Here is an 18,559-nt window from a genome sequence, read left to right as displayed (position 1 = left end):
GGCGGGCCGCGGTGCGGCGGTGCCGTGGTGACCGACCGCAGCGTGACCCTGCTGGTCTCCGCCGCCGCCGGGGGCGACGAGTCGGCGTGGGCCGAGCTGGTACGCCGGTACACCCCGCTGGTGTATTCGGTGATCCGTGCCCACGACCTCGGTGGCGCCGACGCGGCCGATGTCAACCAGACCGTCTGGTTGCGGCTGGTGGAACACCTGGACCAGGTACGTAGACCGGAGGCGCTGGCGGCCTGGCTGGCCAGCACCACCCGACGCGAGTGCTACCGGATGTCCCGCCTCGGCCGGCGTACCCGGCCCGTCGATCCGTCGGACAGCTCACTCGACGCGTACCACGGGACCTGGGCGGACGCCGCCGCTCCGGACGAGGAACTGCTGCGTGCGGAGCGGCGGCAGGCGCTCCGGGAGGGCTTCGCCCAGCTTCCGCCGCGTTGCCAGGAACTGCTCGCGTTGCTGACCGCCGACCCGCCGTTGAGCTACCGGGAGGCCGCCGACCGGCTGGGCGTACCGGTCGGCAGCATCGGCCCGACCCAGGCCCGCTGCCTGCGCCGGCTGCGCGACTGCCCGGCCCTCGCCGCGTACCGTGGTCTGCCAGGACCCGCCGGGGCCCACCGCAGGCCGGCCCGGGACTTCGACACCGGGCCCAAGGGGGGTGACCGCGATGGAGCCGTGGCCGCCGGCCGATGACGACCGGCTGACGGCGGAGCTGGGCGCGGCGCTCTGGGACGCCGGCTCGGTGCCCGAGGAGCATCTGACGGCGGCGCGGGCGGCCTTCGCCTGGCGGACGACGGACGCCGAGCTGGCGCTCGCCGCGCTGATCTTCGATTCGGCGTGCGAGCCGGAGCCGGCCGGGCTGACCCGGTCCGCCGGTTCCGCGCGCACCCTGTCCTTCCGCAGCGGCCCGGTGCTTCTGGAGATCGAGGTGAGCGACGCCGGGATCGTCGGCCAGCTCTCGCCGGCCGGGGGAGGGCGGGTCAGCGCCCGCACGGCGCACGGCACCTACGACGAGGCGCCGGTCGACGCGGTGGGCCTCTTCTCGCTGGAGGTTCCCCCGGCGGGGCCGATCCAGCTGCGCGCCCGGACCGGCCGGTACCTGGTGGCCACCGAGTGGGTCTGCCTGCGCTAGCACGGGGCGACGGTGGTCGTGGGCCGGTCCGGCCCACGACCACCGCCCTGGGTGTTACCGCTTCGGGGTGCTGATCAGATACTGCACGCCACCGAGATCGGTCGACCTGGCTCCGCTGGTGTCCGGACCGAACTGGGTCACGTTGAACGCGATCTCCCGGTCGGACGCGGCGGCGGCCGAGAAGAGCAGCGAGAACTCGACCCGCTCACCGGGGTTCAGCAGCAGGTTGCCCAGGCTGGCCTTGGCCGGCTCCACGATCTCCACCTGGGTCCGGCCGATCGGACGTACGCCCGCGCCGACCGCGCCGCCGGCCCGCCAGCGCTCGAACAGCTCCTGGCCGAGGTCGACGACGACCCGGCCGCCGACCGCGTCGAGCGGCTCGGTCGCCGTGAAGACCAGGTCGTTCCTGGACGGTACGGTCAGCGAGTTGCCGATGGCGAAGGGCCGCACGACCGGGTTCCCGCCCGGGGCGAGCTGGACCGAGTCCACGTTGCGCCAGGCGATGTTGTTGTTGTGCCGGGTGTTGGTGCTGATGTCCGGGCCCTCGAAGGTCATCGGGTCGGAGTCGGAGACCCAGCGGGCCAGCAGGCAGAAGTGGCCCGGCCCGGGCACCCCGGTCCACGGGATGGTGACCGTCGTGACGCCCGCGAAGGCGACGACGTTGACCGCCCCGATCTGGGTCCAGTGCGTCGGCCAGACCGCGCCACCACCCGGCGTCGTCCGGTAGACCCGCAACACGCCGCTGCTGACGCCCGAGCCGTACGGCCCGGGATTGCGCAGCTTGACGAAGATGTAGTTGGTCACGCCGACGATCGGGTTCTGGCTGACGGCGCACTCGACGGCGGTCGGGCAGACCTTGATGTCGGGGCTCGCCCACAGCGGGTTGTACGAGTGCGGCTCGGTCCCGACATCGGCGACGACGTCCTTGATGTAGACGTCGGTGCGGGCTGCCGCGGCGGCCCGGTCCTGGGCCCCGGCGGGTGCGGCGGCGGCTGCGGTGACCGACAGCAGACCGGTCAGCGCGGCCCCCACGAGCACGACCAGCGCCGCGCGGCGGGCGCGTCTCCCTACTCTCATGACAGGCTCTCCATCGACGGAGGGGTCGCCGCCCGGCGTGTTTCCGTGCCGGGTCGGCGCGATGACGTTCTTCAAGAGCCGGTAACGACCCCGGAAATACCATCGAGGGAGTGCCGTGCCGTCAGATGGCGCAAGCACCGGCGAACCTGGTCGAGACCACCCAGACCCGCGGCGGGGATCGGGGCGGTCCCGTTCACCGCTGGGCGCCACGACCCTTTCCGGGGTTGCTCGGCTTGGCGCCGACCCTGGGGGCGAGTGACTTCGGGGCCCGCGGCGCCGCTCCGGGCGAAGCGCCATCCGCGCGGGCTCCGCCGTTTGTGCGGGCTGCGCCGTTCGTGGGTGGCGGCGGGTACTTGCGCAGCACCCAGGTCTGCTGGCCGAGCGAGAAGAGGTTCGTGGTCACCCAGTAGATGATCACGCCGATCGGGAAGATCAGGCCCGAGACGAGCAGCGAGAACGGGATGCCGTAGAGCATCAGCCGCTGCACCATCTTCTGCTGCGGGTCGTCGGACCACCCGGTGCGCAGGATCATCTGGCGGCTGCTCAGATAGGTGGTGGCGATCATCGCGACGATCAGGATGGCGGCGACGATCTTCACGGTGACGCCGTCGGCGCCGAGCAGGGACAGCTCCTGTGCCGTGGACCGGAAGCTGGCCGCGATGGGTGCGCCGAACAGCTGCGCGGACGACGCGCTGTCGAACTGGGCGACCGACCAGCCGTACAGCGTCTTCATGTGCTCCGGCATCGTCGGTTTGAGGTGACGCAGCACGTGGAACAGGCCCAGGAAGACCGGGATCTGCACCAGCATCGGCAGGCAGCCCATCAGCGGGTTGGCCTTCTCCGTCCGGTAGAGCTCGACGAGCTCCTTCTGCATGGTCTCCCGGTCGTCCTTGTGCTTCTCCTGGAGTTCCTTGATCCTCGGTTGCAACGCCTGCATCGCGCGTTGCGACTTGATCTGCTTGACGAAGACGGGGAACAGCACGCCCCGCACGGTGAGCACCAGGAAGACGATGCCGAGCACCCACGACCAGCTGGTCCCCAACGCGGCCGCGTCGCCGAACAGCCTGTCCCAGGCGGCGTGCCAGAAGAGCAGGATTGCCGAGATGCCGCCGTAGATCAGGGCCATCAGCGGGCTGAAGAGCGTGCTCATCGGGCCACCTCGACGACGAGTGGATACCGGACGGCGGGCACGCCGGCAATAGAACTGGACATGGAAACCCCTCGGAGTGCGACCTGCGGCTGGAATGACTGGAACGGGTGGAGAGCAGTCAGCAGCGGTCGCCGACGAGCGGCGAGAGAAAGCGAGAGAGCAGGCTCAGGCGACCGCGAAGGGCGCGGTCGGGGCCCTGGGGCGGGCCCGGCCGGCGGCGTCCGGATCACGATGGCGAGGTATGCCGGTCCGTCCGGAGCGCTCGCGCAGGACCCGGCGGGTGATCCGCGGGTCGGGGTCGACACCCACCCGCTGGAGCAGGATCGAGGCGGAGAGCAGGACGGCGAGCAGTGCGGCGGTCGCCGCGGCCGTGCCGGAGAGCATGCTGGAGGCGCCGACGTCGGCCACCACGCCGACGAGGTACCAGAGCACGCCAAGTCCGATCACAGGACAACCATAGCGGGCCCGCGCACCTGCCGCGGCTCAGGCTCAGCGGTGCGGGTCGGGCTCGGCGCGGAGGGCGGCGGTGGCCCGGATCGCCTTGACGATCGCCGGGATGGCGCCGATCAGCAGCACCAGCGCCCAGACGATCGCGATGATCGCAAAGACGATCGCGCCGAGGTCGTCGAGGATGCTCACCAGGATCACCGGCATCAGGTCGTGCAGGAACTCCAGCACCACCGTGCAGAGCAGGCTGGTCAGGATCAGCAGCACGAGGCCCTTGTTCTGGAGGAACTTGGGCTGGGCCAGGAGCAGCAGCCCGGCCCAGGCGAGCTTGAGCAGTAGCACCAGGCCGAGCAGCACGGCGGCGTCGCCGACCGGGAAGAACCCCCAGAGCGCCAGGTACGCCAGGGTGCCGAAGGGCGGCGCCAGGAAGAGCGAGACCATGATCATCAATTCGATGAAGGCGACGATCAGCGCGACGAACGCCACGATGATCAAGATGATCGAGAAGATCAGGGTGGCGATGCCCTGCACCCGGCCGTGGAGCCGCTCGGGCAGCACCAGCCCCAGGCAGAACAGCCCGGTCGTCCAGAGCGCCACCGCGTCGATCAACGCGAGATAGCCGCTGCCCCGGCCGGATGGTTCACTGACCCCGCTCACGTCGTCGATCTCCACCCCGAGGTCGCCGGCGCTGCCGACCAGCGCCGCACCGGCGTCCCCGCCGCCGAGCAGCAGCCCGGCACCGACCTCGACGCCGACCGCCAGCACCAGGGCGAGCATGGCCAGCAGCAGGAACGGCCTGCGCAACGCGCCCATCCCGATCCCTCCCGTCTCAGGATTCCGCGACCGTGACCCGGCAGCCGCCGGGGCAGCTCACCCACACCGTGGTGGCCCGGTCCACCGCGACGCGGGCCACCGCGCCGGCGCCGTCCGGGGCCGGGGTGACGGTGTCCTCGACGGTGAAGTCGGCGTCCCCGGGGGCCGGGGCCTCGACCGTGAACGCGTCCGGGCCGCGCAGGATCAGGGTGCGCAGCCCGTCCGGGTCGGCGACGCGCAGCGCGCAACGCCCGTTGACGACCAGCCGTCCCGGCGCCTCCGCGCAATCCGCGTCGACGCTGGCCGGGTCGACCGCGCCGCGCCCCCCACCGGCCCGCCCCAAGAGCTCCACCAGCGAGTACCGCCCCCCAGGATCCCCCCGCCCCGCACCTCCCATCCCCGCTGCCACCAGGAACAACAGCAGCACCACCAAACCCAGCCCGGCCAGCAGCCCCTTCTCCCGCCCACTCATCCCGGCACCTCCACGACGGGGGTTGGGGTGGTCATCGGTTATCGGTGGGGGGTAGTTCGGTGAAGCGGAGGGCGTCGATGCCGGCGAAGTAGCGGTCGGTGCTCTGGGTCTTGCCGATGGCGATCATGGTGAGCTGGTGGGCGCCCTTGGTGAGTCGGACCTGGGCCACGTCGATCCAGTCGGTGATCTGCACCTTCGAGGTGTAGCCGATGAACGGGTCACCGACCTGCCGGCCGTCGATCAGGAACACCGTGTTGGCGTAGTCGGGCGCGGTGGTCAGCACGGCGGAGAACTGCCAGGTGGCGTCGGCGGGTAGCTCCACCGTCACGGTCACCCGGTCGTTGATCGCCCGGCCGAGGAAGAACAGCTGGGCGTCCTGCGACCAGGTCACCGCACAGCAGTTCCCCTGCACCGCCACGCTGGCCGTGGAGCCCGACGGGGAGTCGACCCGTGCCCCGGCCACCAGCGTCTCCGCCTCGATGGTCACCACCTGTGGGGGCGCCGGCGGCGGATCCTCGCCCCGGGTCACCAGGAACACCACCACCCCCGAGACCACCAGCACCAGCGCCGCCGCCGCGGCGATCCACGGCCAGGGCGTGCGCTTCGGCGGCGCCACCGCCTGCACCTCGTAGGTGACCCGTCCGCTGGAGCGGGAACTCTCCTCCGGCGCGGTGTTCGCCGAGTACGCGAAGCCGGTCATGTCGTAGCGACGCGGCGGGGTGCCCGGCGGCACGGCCAGGCGTACCAGGAAGGAGACCGATCCCTGCCCGGGCACCACCCGCTGCGGCTCGGTGACGGTGAACCACGACCGCTGCGTTCCCTCGCCGGGCGCCACGTCGAACACCACGGTGTCCGGCGCGAAGCCCGGGTTGGAGACGGTGAAGGTCAGCTCTCCGGCGTTGCGGGCGTCCAGGGTGAACTGTCCGGCGGCGGCGACGACGGTCCATTCGGTGGTCATGACGGCTCCTCGGGAGCGGATACGGGCGGGGTGGGGGCAGCAGGGGAGAGGGGCGGGACGCTGGCCCGGCCGACCGCACGGTCCGGCGGGGACGCTTCGAGGGTGATCTCGGCGGTGACGGCGGCCGGTTTCTCCGCCTCGACGATGCGACCCACCAGCGTCAGCTGGTCGGCGGCGGCCGTGGGCACCCGGACCACCACGTGGAAGGGCCGGTCGACCGGCTCGTCGAGGACGAAACCGGTAACCCCGGTGGCCAGCTCCAGGGCGGTGCGCAGCCCGTACGGGGTGCCCCGCCAGGCGGCCAGCAGCGAGCCGTGCGCGACCAGGTCCCGCAGCCGGCTCAACGGCAGCGGCAGCGGGGCGTCCCGCCGAGGCGCGGCGACCACGTGGTCCATCGCCACCCAGCCGGCCAGGTACGCGACCATGCCGCCCGGCGCCCGGTACGGCGCGAAGAGCGCGTCGACCTCGGCCAGCACCGCCTCGTCCGGGGCGTGCAGCGCCTCCATCACGTCCAGCAGCGCCCAGAGCACGCTGCCCGGCACGGCGGCCCGCTGGTACGCCGCGGGCAGCAGCCGATCAATGGCCGCTCGACGCATCCTGCCGCACCACCTCGATGTCGTGCTCGCCGGAGCAGAGCAGCCAGGTATCCGGGACGGTCACCACGTCGGCGGTGGCCTGGTTGGCGCTGGCCGACCAGTCGACCGCGTCGGCGCTGCGGTGCACCCCGCGTTCGCCGCCGGCCAGCAGCAGCCGCTCCGGCCCGGCGGCGGCGATCGCGTCGACCGGCACGAACCGGGTGCGGTCGCGCAGCGGCAACCCGCAGTTGACCATCACCGGCGCCCACTGCGGCTGCGCCGCGAGGGTGTCCAGCCGGAGCACCCCGCCGCTCTGCGTGGCGGCCAGCGCCAGGGTGCCGCTGAAGGCGAGGTCCCGGCAGGTGCCGCCGATCCAGCCCGCCTGCACCGCCTGCCACTTCACGTCGGACTCGAAGAGCCGGGCCCGGAAGCAGCCCTGCCCCGGCTTCTTCGGGTCCGGCTCACCGGCGCCGCTCCACAGCAGGGTGGCCGGCCCGTCGTACTGCACGGCGAGCACCCGGTTGTCGACGTTGGCCAGGCCGACGTGGGCGAAGCTGCCGGGGCGGCCGGCGTTGCCCGACAGGTACACCCCGAAACCGGCCTGCGCCGCCACCGCCACGCCGGGGGCGCCGCGCTCGGAGACGAACGCCCGCACCGCGTAGAAGCCGCGGTCGGCGTCGGCCGGGTCGACCAGGATCTGCAACGGCACCGCGCCGGGCAGCAGCGACACCTCGTACAGGCCGGTGTCGGTGGCGACCAGCAGCGCTCCCGCGCCGTCCCGGTCGATCCAGGCCAGGTCGCTGATCCGTGAGTCCAGGTCGGCCAGGAGCGACCAGGTCTCGCCCAGGTCGGTGCTCAGGTGCACCCGGGAGCCGCCGGTGGCGCGTACGGTGGCCACCGCCACCGAGCCGGGACGGGGCACGATCCCCGGCCGGACCGGTGCGGGGGCGGGGGCCACCCGCTGCACGGTCTCCCCGTCGAAGCGGCCCGCCGGTTCCCAGCCGGCCCCGCCGTTGGTGGAGCGGAACAGCACCTCGCCGCTGCCGGCGTACCAGGTTTGCGGCTGGTACTGGTCGGCGGCGAGGGTACGCACCTGGTTGTCCGGCGCCTCGTCGACCACGAACCGCACCGACTCGACGTAGCGCACCCCCGGCTCGGCGTGCTCCAGCAGCCGGTACACGTTGGAGGCGCGCAGCGGTTCGCCGAACGCCCAGCCGGCCGGGTTGAGCGCGGTGGGCAGCGGGCTGAGCGTCTGGTGCAGCCGGTCGTGGATGCGGCGTCGGACCGCGTCGACGTCCTCCTCCCGGCGGACCACCACCCGGGCCCGGATCGACACCGCCTTGTACCGCGCCCAGCTCGCCCGGCAGGTGGCGCCCAGCGAGCGGCGGCGTTCCAGGTCCGCCTCGACCCGCAGCCGGGCCTCCTCGACCTCGTGCTCGCGCAGCACCTCCACCGGCAGCTGGCCGCCGGGTCGGGCGTCGGCCGGCACGTACGGCACCAGCACCACCTCCACCTCGCCCGGCCGGGCGAAGCTGTAGACGGCGGCCCGGGTGAAGGCGCGGGCCCGGCTCACCCCGCCGGCGGCGGTGGCCAGCACCTCGAAGTCCCGGGCGGTCACCGCGCGCTGCTGGGCGAAGAAGGCGTACGGCCCGCGCAGCAGCACCGACTCCATGGCCTCCATCTCCCGGCCGCCGGCCGCCGGCAGCGGGTTGACCACCTTCACCCCGGGCAGCGGGTCACGCAGGCTGGTCAGGGTGCCCGCGGCCACGTTGCCGGCCGGCCCGCCACCGGCCCGGTACCAGAGCCGCACCTGCCGCCCGGCCGGCGGCACCGCCGCCACGGGACCGTCCCCGAACGACGGCGACGGGTCACCGTCGGGCCCGCGCAGGTCCAGCGCCGGGGCGAAGGTCACCGTGCCGGAGCAGCGGTCCACCAGGTACGCCTTGTCCTGCGGGCCGAGCCCGGCAAAGCTGTCCACCGCGCGCCAGATCTCGAAGGTGCGTCCCTCGTGTTCCCGGGCCGCCGCGCCCAGCTCCACCGACCCGGTGGGCACCTCGACCCCCAGCAGCAGGTCCAGCGGCTCGGCGGTCCGTGCCAGCGGGGCCCGTTCGGCGCGCAGCACCTGGCCCGGCTGCCCGGTGCCCACGCCCAGCAGCTCCGCCTCGACCGGCTCGCAGTGGTGCATCCGTACGGTCACCTCGCGCTGCCCGGCGGCGAGCAGCGCCGGTTCGCAGGTGACGAAGACGACCGGCCGCGGGTCGGCGCCCCGGGCCGCGGCCACCCGGGTGCCGGCCGGGATCCGCAACGGCGCGTCGTCGGGGCCGGTCCGGGTGAACCGCACCTCCGCCCAGGCCGCCGACGGGGCGTGCCGGGTCACCCCGAGCAGGTTCAGGAAGGAGACGTACGCCTTCTCCGGCAGCTGGTTCAGCCGGTAGATCATTACCTCGGTGAGGTGCGCGAACGCCTCCAGCAGGGCGATGCCCGGGTCGTGCGCGGAGAGGTCGGTCCAGCCCGGGCAGGACTGCCGGATCCGCTCCCGGGCCTCGGTGACCAGGTCGAGGAAGGTCCGGTCGTCCAGGTGCGGCACGGGCAGCGTCATCGTTCCTCCTCTGCGTCGGTGCCGGAATCGGCGCTCGGTCCGGTAGCCGGCCCCGCGGGCGGGTCGTCGTCGGCGGGCAGCAGGTCGACCGAGAAGACCAGCTGGCCCGGGGTGAGGCTGGCCCGGATCCGGTAGTCGAGCCGGATCACCAGCCGCCACGGGTCGTCCGGGTCCGGCCCGGCGTCCACGTCGAGCACGTCGATGCGGGGCTCCCAGCGGGCGATGGCCGCGCGTACGTAGTGGATGGCCAGGCCGGCGGTGGTGTCGTCGTTCGGGGCGAAGACCAGCCGGTGCAGGCGGGAGCCGTACCCGGGACGCATCAGCCGCTCGCCCGGCGTGGTGGACAGCAGCAGGAACAGCGCCTGGCGTACGGTCTCGTCGCCGTCGGTCATGGCCAGCCCGCCGGCCGCGGTCAGCCCGAGCCCGCCGCCCTGACCGGGGTCGAAGCCGGCGCCGACGAACCGGATGGCCCTCACCGGTCGGCCCCCACGAAGCGTTGCCGGGGGTCGCGCACCCGGTACGTGAACTGGCCGGGTGGACTGCCGTCGGTGAACCCCTCCAGGTGCGACAGCACGACCCGGTGACCGTCGACCCGCACCCACTCGCTGTAGCCGGTCCGCACCGGCTCGGTCTTCGTGCACGGCTTGACCGTCGCGCCGTAGTTCGGGCAGGCGACGATCTCCCGGCCCTTCGGGTCGTCGGCGACCAGCACCGGTACGCCGGCCAGGGCCACCCACTGTTGTGAAGCCTGGTTGCGGACCCGGCCGTCGTGGCTGCACCTGATCACCGAGTCGCGGTGGATCCAGCGCATCAGCCGCCTCCTTCATGGTGGGCGCGGGCGAGGGTGCGGGCCCGCTCGGCGGCGGTCTCCGCGTCCTCGGCCGCCTCGGCGTGCAGGAAGTCGACGCTGCGGGCGCGTACCACCATGGCCCGGCCCGGGGCGGAGAGCACCAGGTCGGTGGCGGCGTGCAGGGTGGTCAGCTGCGGGGTCAGCTCCAGCCAGCTGCCGGCGTCGGTGCTCAGCCGCAGGCTGCGCGCCACGTCGTCGACCACCACCTGCTGCCCGCCCGCGGTCCGCAGCGACCAGCGCCGGGCCCGCCCGTCGTCCACCCCGCTGTCGTACGGCTCGACCGTGCCGAAGAGCGAGCCGAGCACCACGCCCGAGGCCGGTTCGCCACCGGGCAACGCCACCAGCACGCTGTCCTGCGGATCGGGGAGCGCCACCAGCCCCTTGCCCCGGCCCGCCCCCGGGCAGAGCACCGCCAGCCAGCCGGCGTCCGCCCCGCCGTACGCCGGCAACTCCACCCGCACCCGGCCCAGCCGGTCGGGATCCGTCACGTCGGTGACCGTGCCCAGGGTGACCACCGCCGGGGCGGGCGGCCCGGCCGGCGGTGCCGGCGGCGGGGCGGTGGAGAAGCGGGCCAGGTGTCCGTTCGCGTCGAGGGTGTGCACCACCTCGGTGAGCACGTAAGTGCCGGCCACCGGCTCGGCCACGCCGGCCAGCCGGATCCGGCGACCGGGGCGCAGCGCGGGATCGCCCTCGGCCGTTCCCTCGGCGGTGACCAGGGCGGCGGCCCGAATGTCCAGCCGGGACTGGGCCAGCGCGGCGATCTCGTCGTCGCTGCGGCCGGGTTGGTCCAGCGCGGTGCGGGGGCCGTCGGCGCCGACGTCGGCCGGATCCGGGTCCACCGGCGTGCGCCGTCCGCAGCGGGGCCGGCCGGCGCTCTGGGCGATCGGTTCGGCCCGCTGCGGATGCCAGCCCAGCGCCGCGCTCTCCCCGGCGGCGGTGTCGGCGTTGACCGACAACCGCAGGCCGTGCACGTCGCGGCCGAGTTCGAGGGGGATCGGCTCGCCGTGACCGTCGAGGGTCAGCAGGCGCAGCACGTCGCCGTCGACGCTCAGGTGCAGTCCGGCCCGGCCGGTCACCTCCAACAGCAGGTCGAGATCGCTGGGACGGTGGTGCGCCAGCCGGTCCAGCTGCGGCCCCTCCTCCTGGGCGTCGACGGTCAGCCCGAGGTCGGCGCAGAGTTCGGCGGCCAGCTCGGCGGCGGTCACCGACTCGAAGACCCGCAGCCGCTGTCGCTTGCGCAACCGGTGCAGCGCGTCGTACGCCCGGACCCGCAGGGTGGCGGCGCCGTCGGCGGCGTACTCGATCTCGACGGCGGTGACCTCGCCGGTGAACAGCGCCTCCGGACGGCCGTCGAGGCGGACGTCCAGGGCCGCGCCGACCGGCAGCGGGCCGGTCAGCGCCGCCGCGCCGGGGGCGCCGGTCAGTGCCACCTCGCACTGGGTGGGCCGGTCCAGCCGGGCGGCCACCCGCACCGACGTCACCCGACCGGCCAGCGCGTCGGGCAGCGGGTCGCCGTCGAGCAGCACGGTCAGCGCCCGGGGCGCGGCGGCGGTCACGACCCGCTCCCGGCCGCGGCGGCGCTGCTCTGCCCGTACGCGGCGGCGCTGCTCTGCCCGACCGCGAGGCCGCTGCGCGCGGCGGTGGCGACGAGCGATGGCACGGCCAGGGCGGTGCCGGCCGGCACCGCGAGGGGATCGGTGATCCGGTTGTGTTCGGCGAGCAGCCGCCAACGCAGCGGCGAGCCGAGCGCGTCGTGGGCGAGCAGGTCGAAGCGTACGCCGGAGGAGTCGCCCGCGGCGGTGCCGTCGCCGGCGGCGACCACGGCCGTGCCCGGCGCGACGGCCGGGGTCTGCGCCACGGCCAGCTCCTCGGCGAAGCCCTCCCGGGCCCGGTCGGCGTCCTCCGCGACCCGGACCAGCTTGAGCCGTAGCCAGGAGCGGCGCGGCGAGCCGGTGGCGGTGAACGCGTCGAACCGCTCGGCGACGGCGACGACCACTCCGGGCACGTTCCAGGTCTTGCCCCAGACCAGCCGGACCAGCGGTGGCCGGACCCAGCCGTGCTCGACCGTCGAGTTCTCCGCGAGCATCCACAGTGGACGTGTGAGTGCCCGTACGTCGGCCGGGCGCACCTGTCCCTCGGCAAAGTCGGTGTCGAAGAGCAGATCGAGGACGAGTTCGGTGCGCCCGCCGCCGGTGAAGACCAGCGGGTCGTCGGCCGAGCCGGCGCCGGTGAGCTGGGTGCCGGCGCTGCCCCGCTGCCGTACCCCGGCGAGCCGGGTCACCTGGACCGTCTCCGGGTTGAGCAGACAGTCGACCCGCTCGCCGGTGGCGTCGATGAGGAAGGCGACCCGTTCCATCAGCCACCCGCCTGCTCGCGGTCCAGCCGACGCAGCTGTTCGGCGTCGGCGCCGCCCGGGTCGGGCACCGACCACAGCGGCCGGTCGTCGGGCAGCACCGGCCAGGGGTCGGGCCGGCCCCACCGGCCGCTCGACCGTCCCGTCGGGGCAAGGTCCGGCCACGGCGCGCGCACCCCGTCGGGCCGGCGCCCGGCACCGCCCGGCAGCCCGCTGCCGGGCCAGAGCCCGTCGCCGGCCGGCAGCGGGTCACCCGCCGGGCGCCGGCCCCCGAGCGGAAGCCCGCCGTCCAGGCCGGCCCGGCCGTCCAGGCATGCCCGGCCGTCGATGGCTGCCTGGCTGCCCGTGCCGGCCCGGCTGTCCGTGCCCGGCCGGCCGTCGCCGGCCGCCCGGTACCCTCCGGCGACCTGCCGGCCGGCCGTGCCACCCCGGCCCGGCCCCGGAGGCGTCCCGCCGATGACAACGCCGAACCGGCCCCTTCCCGCCGGGCCGGCCTCCGCCTCCGGCGTCCGGCCGAAGCCCAGCACCGATCCGTCGCCTCGCGCCCATCCCGGTCCCTGCGCCGATCCGCCGCCCCGCTCCGCTCCCCGTGCCTGCCCTGCTCCCCGTGCCTGCCCTGCTCCCCGTGCCTGCCCTGCTCCCCGTGCCTGCCCTGGTCCCCGTCCTTGTCCTGGTCCCCAGCCCTGCCCTGGTCCGCTTCCGGCAGCCGATCCGCTTCCCGGCGCCGGTCCTTGTCCGGCGGCCGGATCCCATCCCGACACCGACCCGACTCCTGTCGGGGGCGATCCGACTTCCGCCGGGCCCGTTCCTGCCCCGGTCGCTCCGGTCCCGGCCACGTGCAGGTGCGGTCCGGCCGGCCCGCCGGGATGCCGGCCCGGTCCTGGGGCCGCCGGAAAGGTCGGCCCCGCCAGGAGCGGATCGGGTGGCGCCAGGGGTGGACGTGCGCTGGCCTCGTCGGCCCCCGCGGGCAGCCGCGCGGACCCCGGCGGCACCGTCGCGCCGGACGTCCCCGGGCCGACCCGCGGTACTCCTGCGTTGCCCCTTTGCTCTGCTTCACTCCACGCAACGCCCGGCGTCCGGTACCCCGGCCCTGGCCGTCGCATCGGTTGAGGCGGGGCAAAGGACGGAAACGCGACCGGGTCGCCGGCCGAGGCGGGGGCGGTCCCGCGCGCTCCGGGGGCGGCCGGCCGCGCTGCGGGCCACCACAGGGTCGCGCCGCGGGTGCCGGTCGGCGGCGTGCCGTGCGGGGTGGAGAGCTCCGGCCCGTGGGCCGCGCCGGGATCCACCGGGTCTTCGGCCTCGGGTTCCCGGTGGTCGACCGGTCCGGGCCACGAAGCGTCGTACTCGGTGGTCGCGGTGGCGCCGGCCGGCGGCGGGTCGCCGGCCAGGTCGCGCAGCAGGCCGGGAGCGTGCGCCGCGACCACCCGCAGCCAGTGCTCGGGCGGCTGGCCCGGTCGCCGGTACGCCCCGGCGTCGCCCGCGGCCGTGCCACCACCCGCCCCGCCGCCCGTGCCACCGTCCGTCCCGCCACCCATGCCACCGTCCGTCCCGCCGACTGCGCCGCCGGCTGACCCGGCCGCGCCGCCGGCTGACGCGGTGGCCGTGCCGCCGATCGGCCGGGTCTCCGGTCCGGTGGTGGGGGAGGCGTCGACCACACCGGCGAAACGATCCACGGCGCGCGCCGCGGACCGGAGCCGGCCGGCGAGCCAGCTACGCGGGAGTCGGCGCGGCACCACCGGCCTCCAGTTCCAGGCTCTCGTAGCGCAGCGTCAGGGCGGCGATGGCGATCTCCTGGCCGAGGGTGTTCAGGTGGGCGCCGCGCCAGTTGGTCGGCCAGGCGTTGATCAGGTTCCAGCGCAGCACCTCGGCCGTGCCGGCGGCGTCGAGCAGCACCACCGAGACGTTGCGTCGGTTGACCGTGCCCCGGGCGACCGCGTGCACCCAGTCCCACAACTCCCGCGAGGAGGTGAGGCCGAAGTGCAGGGTGACCGGTCCGTACTCGACCTGCCCGGGGACCATCCGGATCCGGTCGTTGCCCTGCTCCCGGTACGGCACCGCGGGGATGTTCACCTCCAGGCCACTGACCTCCGTGAAGTGCCCGTTGGTGACGCCGTTGACAAGCAGTTTGAAGTTGTACGCCCGGTACGGGTCGACCGGGGCGCCCGGCTGCGGAGTGGCCGTGGTCGCCATGTCAGCCTCCAATCGTCTCGGTCTCGGTGCCGCCGGCCCACTGGCTCAGCTTGAACACCACGAACTCCGCGGGCTTGACCACGGCGATGCCGATGTGGGCGACCACCATCCCGGCGTCGCGGACGTCGGCCGGGTTGGTCTCCTCGTCGCACTTGACGAAGAACGCCTCCTCCGGCGTACGCCCCAGCAGCGCCCCGTCGCGCCAGACCCGGGTGAGGAAGGCGCCGATGTCCCGGCGGATCGACCGCCACAGCGTGTAGTCGTTCGGCTCGAACACCATCCAGCGGGTGCCGTTGGCGATGGCCTGTTCGATGGCGATGGAGAGCCGGCGGACGTTCAGGTAACGCCACTCGCTGGCCTCGGCGGCGAGGGTACGCGCACCCCAGACCCGGATGCCCTCCCCGGGGAAGTACCGGATCACGTTGACGCCCTTGGGGTTGAGCACGTCGTGCTCGGCCCGGGTGACCAGGTGGCCCAGGTCGACCGCGCCCCGCACCGGCTCGTTGGCCGGCGCCTTGTGTACCCCGCGCAGGGCATCGGTCCGGGCCCAGATGCCGGCGATGTGCCCGCTCGGCGGGGTGAGCACCAGCTCGCCGGAGAGCGGGTCGCGTACCCGCAGCCAGGGGTAGTACAGGGCGCCGAAGTCCGACTGCCGGGGCCGGTACGCCACCGGGCCACCGCCTGCGGCCGTACCGCCGCCTCCGCCCCCACCACCGGCGGGGCCGGCTGCGGGGGCGCCCGGGTCGGTGGCGTCGCTCGGCTTGGCCGGGCGGGCCGAGCCGGGCGTGGCGACCCGGGTGAGGGTGGAAATGTCGTCGATGTCGGGAGCCGGGTCGCAGATGGCGACCATGGTGCGGGTCTTCTCGGCCATGCTCAGCAGCGCCTCGTGCGAGACCGGGTCGTGGAAGCCGGGCGCGGCCAGGATGGAGATCTCGTCGACCGCCTCCAGCAGGCTCAGCCCGCCCCGCTGGCGGCCGGTGCCGGCGATCGCGCCGCTCTCGCCGACGTTGACCACCCAGCAGCGGGTGCCACCGTTGTCGAGGAAGCCGAAGACCGCCCGGGCCAGCGGGGTGCTCTCCAGTTGGTCACCGTCGGCGTACAGCCGGAGGAAGTCGGTCCAGTTGTTCACGGCGAGGGCCTCGCCGAGATGGGCGGTACGGTCCGGTGCGACGCCGACGAAGGCCGCGGTGCTGGTGCCGACCGGTCCGATCGGCCGGGCGCCACTGGGCACCTCTTCGACGTAGATGCCGGGTGAGAAGTAGGTGGGCATCGGTCCTCCCGTGCGGATCGGGTCAGCGGGTCAGCGGGACGGTGGGGCGCAGACGATGACGATGTCGGGGTCGGCCGGGTCGACCTCGGCCGTGAGCACCTGCCCACGACCGGTGAGCCGGAGCCGGACCGGGCCGGGGCGTTCCGGATCGTGGGGCACCCCGACGAGCCGGAAACGGCCCGCCGGGTCGGTCTGCGCCGCGTTCGGCTGACCGACGACCTCGACCCGCATCGCCGCGAGGGGCTGGTCGGCCGGGCCGACGACGCGCCCGTCGAAGGCCAGCATGTCCAGCTGCCGTAGCCGCAGTGGCCGCAGTACCGGCGCGGCCGGCTCGCTCGGGTGGGTGACCTGCACGGCCACGTCGATCAGCAGCGACGGCCGGGGCGGCGCCCCGAACGCCGACCACAGCGCCGGGTCGCCGGCCTCCAGCACGAGCGTGCGCCCGCCTGCGGCGGTGGCGGCGACGAGCACCCGGTCCAGCGCCGGGAGGGCGTCCGGCCCGCCGGCGGCGAGCAGGTACCGGACGGTGAGCCGGTACGGCTCCGGGCCGCCGCTGCCCCGGGTCTGCCGGGCCGGTAGCAGCTCCAGCGGCCACAGGGTCAACCGGCCCGGGTCGGCGTCGGGTCGGGGCGGGCCGACCGGGACGGCGCCCCCTGCCGCCCCGGCCAGCCAGGCCGCCAGTTCGGCGGTGGCCGTCTCGATCGGACCGGGTCCGGTCATCGCGGCGGCGTCCCCTGGATGCGGTACGCGATTGCCTCGTTCCACACGTGCGGATAGACGCCGATCTCGAAGTACCGGGTGAAGCGGTTGATCGGCGCGCCGGCGTGGTCGTGGTAGAGCAGCCACACCGGGGCGATGGTGAACAGGACGTAGTTGGCCACGACCAGCGGGATGTACAGCGGGCCGAGCAGGCGGGCCTGGAAGATGTGCACGTCCTCGTGGCGCTGGATGCCGGAGCTGGAGCCGGCGCAGACCGTGCCGAGGGTGGTGGCGTAGCGGGGCGAGACCCCCTCGACCACGTTGACCCGGCAGCTGTGCTGGGAGGTGGCCCGGTCCAGCGAGTGGCCGAAGACCAGGTGCAGCGCGAGGTAGATCGCGCCGACGAGGGTGTTCAGCAGGCTCCAGGTGTGGTCCACGACGAAGAGGAACACGCCCCGGGGAGCGGACGAGTAGACCTGGGCCGAGACGATCGCCCAACCGAAGACGGCCCCGACGAGCAGGCCGACACCGGCACCGACGAGCAGCCCGATCGTGCCACCGGCGAGCTGGCCGAGCACGGCGCCCGTCGCGACATGGACGGCGGCGCTGATGATTCCGTAGACCATGACCCTGCTCCTCTCAGGCCCACGACCGGATGAAGCGGGGCTCGGTGCCCTGCGCCAGTTGGGTCGGCGTCGCCTGCCGGTTGCCGGGCGGCAGCTGGTTGACGCCGAGGGCGGCGGAGAAGATGACCAGGCCGTTGAAGAACGCGATGACCCACTTCTCGGCGCCCGCGTCGGTGGCGAGGGCCGCGGTGAGGTACGACAACGCGAGCGCGATGCCCAGTGCGATCCACTTGCGGGCCTTGTCGGCGCTCGGGCCGATCAGTCCGCCGATGACGTTGGTGGCGAGCAGCGTCGCGGCGCTCGCGCCGGTGAGGCTGCCCAGCGCGGCCCAGGTGAAGAGATCGTTCATCGCCGATCCCCCTTCGGTTCTGCGAGGTGCGGGGTGGGATGTGGGTGGGTGTCGCCCGCCGGGCGGGCGACGATGCCGGCCCGGGGGCGGCGCAGCAGGAGTACGACGAGCACCGCGCCGATCAGCAGCACCACCGCACCGACGGCGACGAGCAACCAGGGGAAGCCGCCACCGGCGTCCTCCTCGTCGGCCGCGGCGGACGGCCGGGGCGGGGCCTCGGCGACGGCGCGCAGTTCGGCGGGCTTCGGTTCGTTGCGGTTGACCCGCCAGGTCACCGTGCGGTCGTTGACCTGGCCGCCCGCGCTGACGTCCAGCACCCGACCGGGAAAGGTCACGGTGATCTCGAACGACATCAACGACATGAATCGGGCTTGATTCTGTGGATCCTGCTCGGCCACTTTTCCGCCGTACTTCTTCGGATCCAGCGGAAGGGTGAACACGTAGCGGTCGCCCTCGCGAACGATACTCAGACTTTCGCTGTCGAATTGTCCGAGGGGCACTTTTTGGTAGTTGATCTGGGAGCCGAAGTGCGTCGGGTCCTCGTACCGTGTCTCCGGGCCGGGCGGGAGCGCCGGAATATTCTGGCGAAGCTCGGCGAAGCCGGCCTCGACCGGCCTGTTGTTCAAGGTCAGCACGCTGCGCTCGGCGGTCAGCAGGAGCTGGCCGCTGACCGTGTCGTCGGCGTTGACGGTCAGCCCGGCGTTGAGTTGCATGCAGCCGGAAAGGACTGCCAGTAGGGCGAGACACGCCGCGCCGCGGAATATCTTGGTGCGCCCAGACCCCGTATTCATGGGCTCAGTCTGTGCGCTTGGCGTCGGAGCCATCAGTCAGCGATCAGTCACAAGCCAGTCGCCGATCTTACCGGTGGCCAGTCACATTCGGCCGAGGTCGGAAACCGTCAAAATGGCTATCCTGAAGGGTTGACCGCCGGCCGAATCAGAGCTTGGCGGGAAACGGCGCCCCGAGCGGCTCTGCCGTACCAGGATCTCCCCGCCG

22 protein-coding genes are annotated in these 18,559 nt (G+C 73.9%); 3 read left to right on the top strand and 19 right to left on the bottom strand.

Going from position 1 to position 18,559, the window contains the following annotated elements:
- Positions 1-27: 27 nt before the first annotated feature.
- Both ACQPYA_RS21060 and ACQPYA_RS21055 read left to right on the top strand, forming a co-directional pair.
- Positions 28-696: an RNA polymerase sigma factor gene (locus ACQPYA_RS21060; protein ID WP_433528814.1), complete on the top strand. Its 669-nt coding sequence runs from the start codon at positions 28-30 to the stop codon at positions 694-696.
- Positions 671-1,135 (top strand): hypothetical protein, encoded by a 465-nt coding sequence (locus ACQPYA_RS21055; RefSeq protein WP_433528813.1) that lies wholly within the window; start codon positions 671-673, stop codon positions 1,133-1,135. Before ACQPYA_RS21060 ends, ACQPYA_RS21055 begins: the two co-directional genes overlap by 26 nt.
- Positions 1,136-1,189: 54 nt before the next feature.
- Here ACQPYA_RS21055 and ACQPYA_RS21050 read toward each other — a convergent pair whose 3' ends face one another.
- From ACQPYA_RS21050 to ACQPYA_RS20990, 13 genes are all read right to left on the bottom strand, one after another.
- On the bottom strand, positions 1,190-2,212 hold the full coding sequence (locus ACQPYA_RS21050; protein WP_433528812.1) for a hypothetical protein: 1,023 nt from the start codon (positions 2,210-2,212) through the stop codon (positions 1,190-1,192).
- Positions 2,213-2,405: 193 nt separating this feature from the next.
- On the bottom strand, positions 2,406-3,362 hold the full coding sequence (yidC, locus tag ACQPYA_RS21045; protein WP_433528811.1) for a membrane protein insertase YidC: 957 nt from the start codon (positions 3,360-3,362) through the stop codon (positions 2,406-2,408).
- 165 nt (positions 3,363-3,527) lie between these two features.
- Positions 3,528-3,809 carry a DUF6412 domain-containing protein gene (locus tag ACQPYA_RS21040; RefSeq protein WP_433528810.1) on the bottom strand — a complete coding sequence of 94 codons (282 nt, stop codon included), beginning with the start codon at positions 3,807-3,809 and terminating at the stop codon, positions 3,528-3,530.
- 42 nt (positions 3,810-3,851) lie between these two features.
- Positions 3,852-4,622, bottom strand: a complete 771-nt coding sequence (locus ACQPYA_RS21035; protein WP_433528809.1) for a hypothetical protein — start codon at positions 4,620-4,622, stop codon at positions 3,852-3,854.
- A gap of 16 nt (positions 4,623-4,638) precedes the next feature.
- Positions 4,639-5,094, bottom strand: coding sequence for a hypothetical protein (locus ACQPYA_RS21030; protein ID WP_433528808.1), 456 nt, complete (start codon positions 5,092-5,094; stop codon positions 4,639-4,641).
- A gap of 31 nt (positions 5,095-5,125) precedes the next feature.
- Positions 5,126-6,052 (bottom strand): hypothetical protein, encoded by a 927-nt coding sequence (locus ACQPYA_RS21025; protein WP_433528807.1) that lies wholly within the window; start codon positions 6,050-6,052, stop codon positions 5,126-5,128.
- A complete protein-coding gene (locus ACQPYA_RS21020; RefSeq protein ID WP_433528806.1) occupies positions 6,049-6,648 on the bottom strand; it encodes a phage tail protein in 600 nt (199 codons plus the stop codon). The genes ACQPYA_RS21025 and ACQPYA_RS21020 overlap by 4 nt, the downstream gene beginning before the upstream one ends.
- Positions 6,629-9,226, bottom strand: coding sequence for a putative baseplate assembly protein (locus ACQPYA_RS21015; protein WP_433528805.1), 2,598 nt, complete (start codon positions 9,224-9,226; stop codon positions 6,629-6,631). The genes ACQPYA_RS21020 and ACQPYA_RS21015 overlap by 20 nt, the downstream gene beginning before the upstream one ends.
- Positions 9,223-9,702, bottom strand: a complete 480-nt coding sequence (locus tag ACQPYA_RS21010) for a GPW/gp25 family protein (RefSeq protein ID WP_433528804.1) — start codon at positions 9,700-9,702, stop codon at positions 9,223-9,225. Before ACQPYA_RS21010 ends, ACQPYA_RS21015 begins: the two co-directional genes overlap by 4 nt.
- Positions 9,699-10,037, bottom strand: coding sequence for a hypothetical protein (locus ACQPYA_RS21005; protein ID WP_433528803.1), 339 nt, complete (start codon positions 10,035-10,037; stop codon positions 9,699-9,701). The genes ACQPYA_RS21010 and ACQPYA_RS21005 overlap by 4 nt, the downstream gene beginning before the upstream one ends.
- A complete protein-coding gene (locus ACQPYA_RS21000) occupies positions 10,037-11,632 on the bottom strand; it encodes a phage baseplate assembly protein V (RefSeq protein ID WP_433528802.1) in 1,596 nt (531 codons plus the stop codon). The genes ACQPYA_RS21005 and ACQPYA_RS21000 overlap by 1 nt, the downstream gene beginning before the upstream one ends.
- On the bottom strand, positions 11,629-12,432 hold the full coding sequence (locus tag ACQPYA_RS20995) for a hypothetical protein (protein WP_433528801.1): 804 nt from the start codon (positions 12,430-12,432) through the stop codon (positions 11,629-11,631). The genes ACQPYA_RS21000 and ACQPYA_RS20995 overlap by 4 nt, the downstream gene beginning before the upstream one ends.
- Positions 12,432-12,956 carry a hypothetical protein gene (locus tag ACQPYA_RS20990; protein ID WP_433528800.1) on the bottom strand — a complete coding sequence of 175 codons (525 nt, stop codon included), beginning with the start codon at positions 12,954-12,956 and terminating at the stop codon, positions 12,432-12,434. Before ACQPYA_RS20990 ends, ACQPYA_RS20995 begins: the two co-directional genes overlap by 1 nt.
- Before the next feature lie 738 nt (positions 12,957-13,694).
- Here ACQPYA_RS20990 and ACQPYA_RS20985 point away from each other — a divergent pair.
- Positions 13,695-14,000, top strand: a complete 306-nt coding sequence (locus ACQPYA_RS20985) for a hypothetical protein (RefSeq protein ID WP_433528799.1) — start codon at positions 13,695-13,697, stop codon at positions 13,998-14,000.
- A gap of 139 nt (positions 14,001-14,139) precedes the next feature.
- Here the strand turns inward: ACQPYA_RS20985 and ACQPYA_RS20980 are convergent, their stop codons facing one another.
- Genes ACQPYA_RS20980 through ACQPYA_RS20955 form a run of 6 tightly spaced genes read right to left on the bottom strand, consistent with a single transcriptional unit; the run spans position 14,140 to position 18,354 of the window.
- Positions 14,140-14,619 (bottom strand): phage tail protein, encoded by a 480-nt coding sequence (locus tag ACQPYA_RS20980; RefSeq protein ID WP_433528798.1) that lies wholly within the window; start codon positions 14,617-14,619, stop codon positions 14,140-14,142.
- 1 nt (position 14,620) lies between these two features.
- The gene (locus ACQPYA_RS20975; protein WP_433528797.1) at positions 14,621-15,889 is read right to left on the bottom strand and encodes a phage tail sheath family protein; all 1,269 of its coding nucleotides are present in this window, start codon (positions 15,887-15,889) and stop codon (positions 14,621-14,623) included.
- A 30-nt stretch (positions 15,890-15,919) separates the two neighbouring features.
- A complete protein-coding gene (locus ACQPYA_RS20970; protein ID WP_433528796.1) occupies positions 15,920-16,609 on the bottom strand; it encodes a carboxypeptidase-like regulatory domain-containing protein in 690 nt (229 codons plus the stop codon).
- Positions 16,606-17,214: a glycine zipper family protein gene (locus tag ACQPYA_RS20965; RefSeq protein ID WP_433528795.1), complete on the bottom strand. Its 609-nt coding sequence runs from the start codon at positions 17,212-17,214 to the stop codon at positions 16,606-16,608. The genes ACQPYA_RS20970 and ACQPYA_RS20965 overlap by 4 nt, the downstream gene beginning before the upstream one ends.
- Positions 17,215-17,227: 13 nt before the next feature.
- Positions 17,228-17,563 (bottom strand): hypothetical protein, encoded by a 336-nt coding sequence (locus ACQPYA_RS20960; RefSeq protein WP_433528794.1) that lies wholly within the window; start codon positions 17,561-17,563, stop codon positions 17,228-17,230.
- On the bottom strand, positions 17,560-18,354 hold the full coding sequence (locus ACQPYA_RS20955; RefSeq protein ID WP_433528793.1) for an LppM family (lipo)protein: 795 nt from the start codon (positions 18,352-18,354) through the stop codon (positions 17,560-17,562). Before ACQPYA_RS20955 ends, ACQPYA_RS20960 begins: the two co-directional genes overlap by 4 nt.
- Between the last annotated feature and the right edge of the window lie 205 nt (positions 18,355-18,559).

The organism is Micromonospora sp. CA-263727, from assembly GCF_050942455.1.
Classification (GTDB): Bacteria; Actinomycetota; Actinomycetes; order Mycobacteriales; family Micromonosporaceae; genus Micromonospora.
The sequence above is the reverse complement of the archived record's forward strand: the minus strand, read 5'-3'. Positions and strand labels throughout refer to the sequence as shown.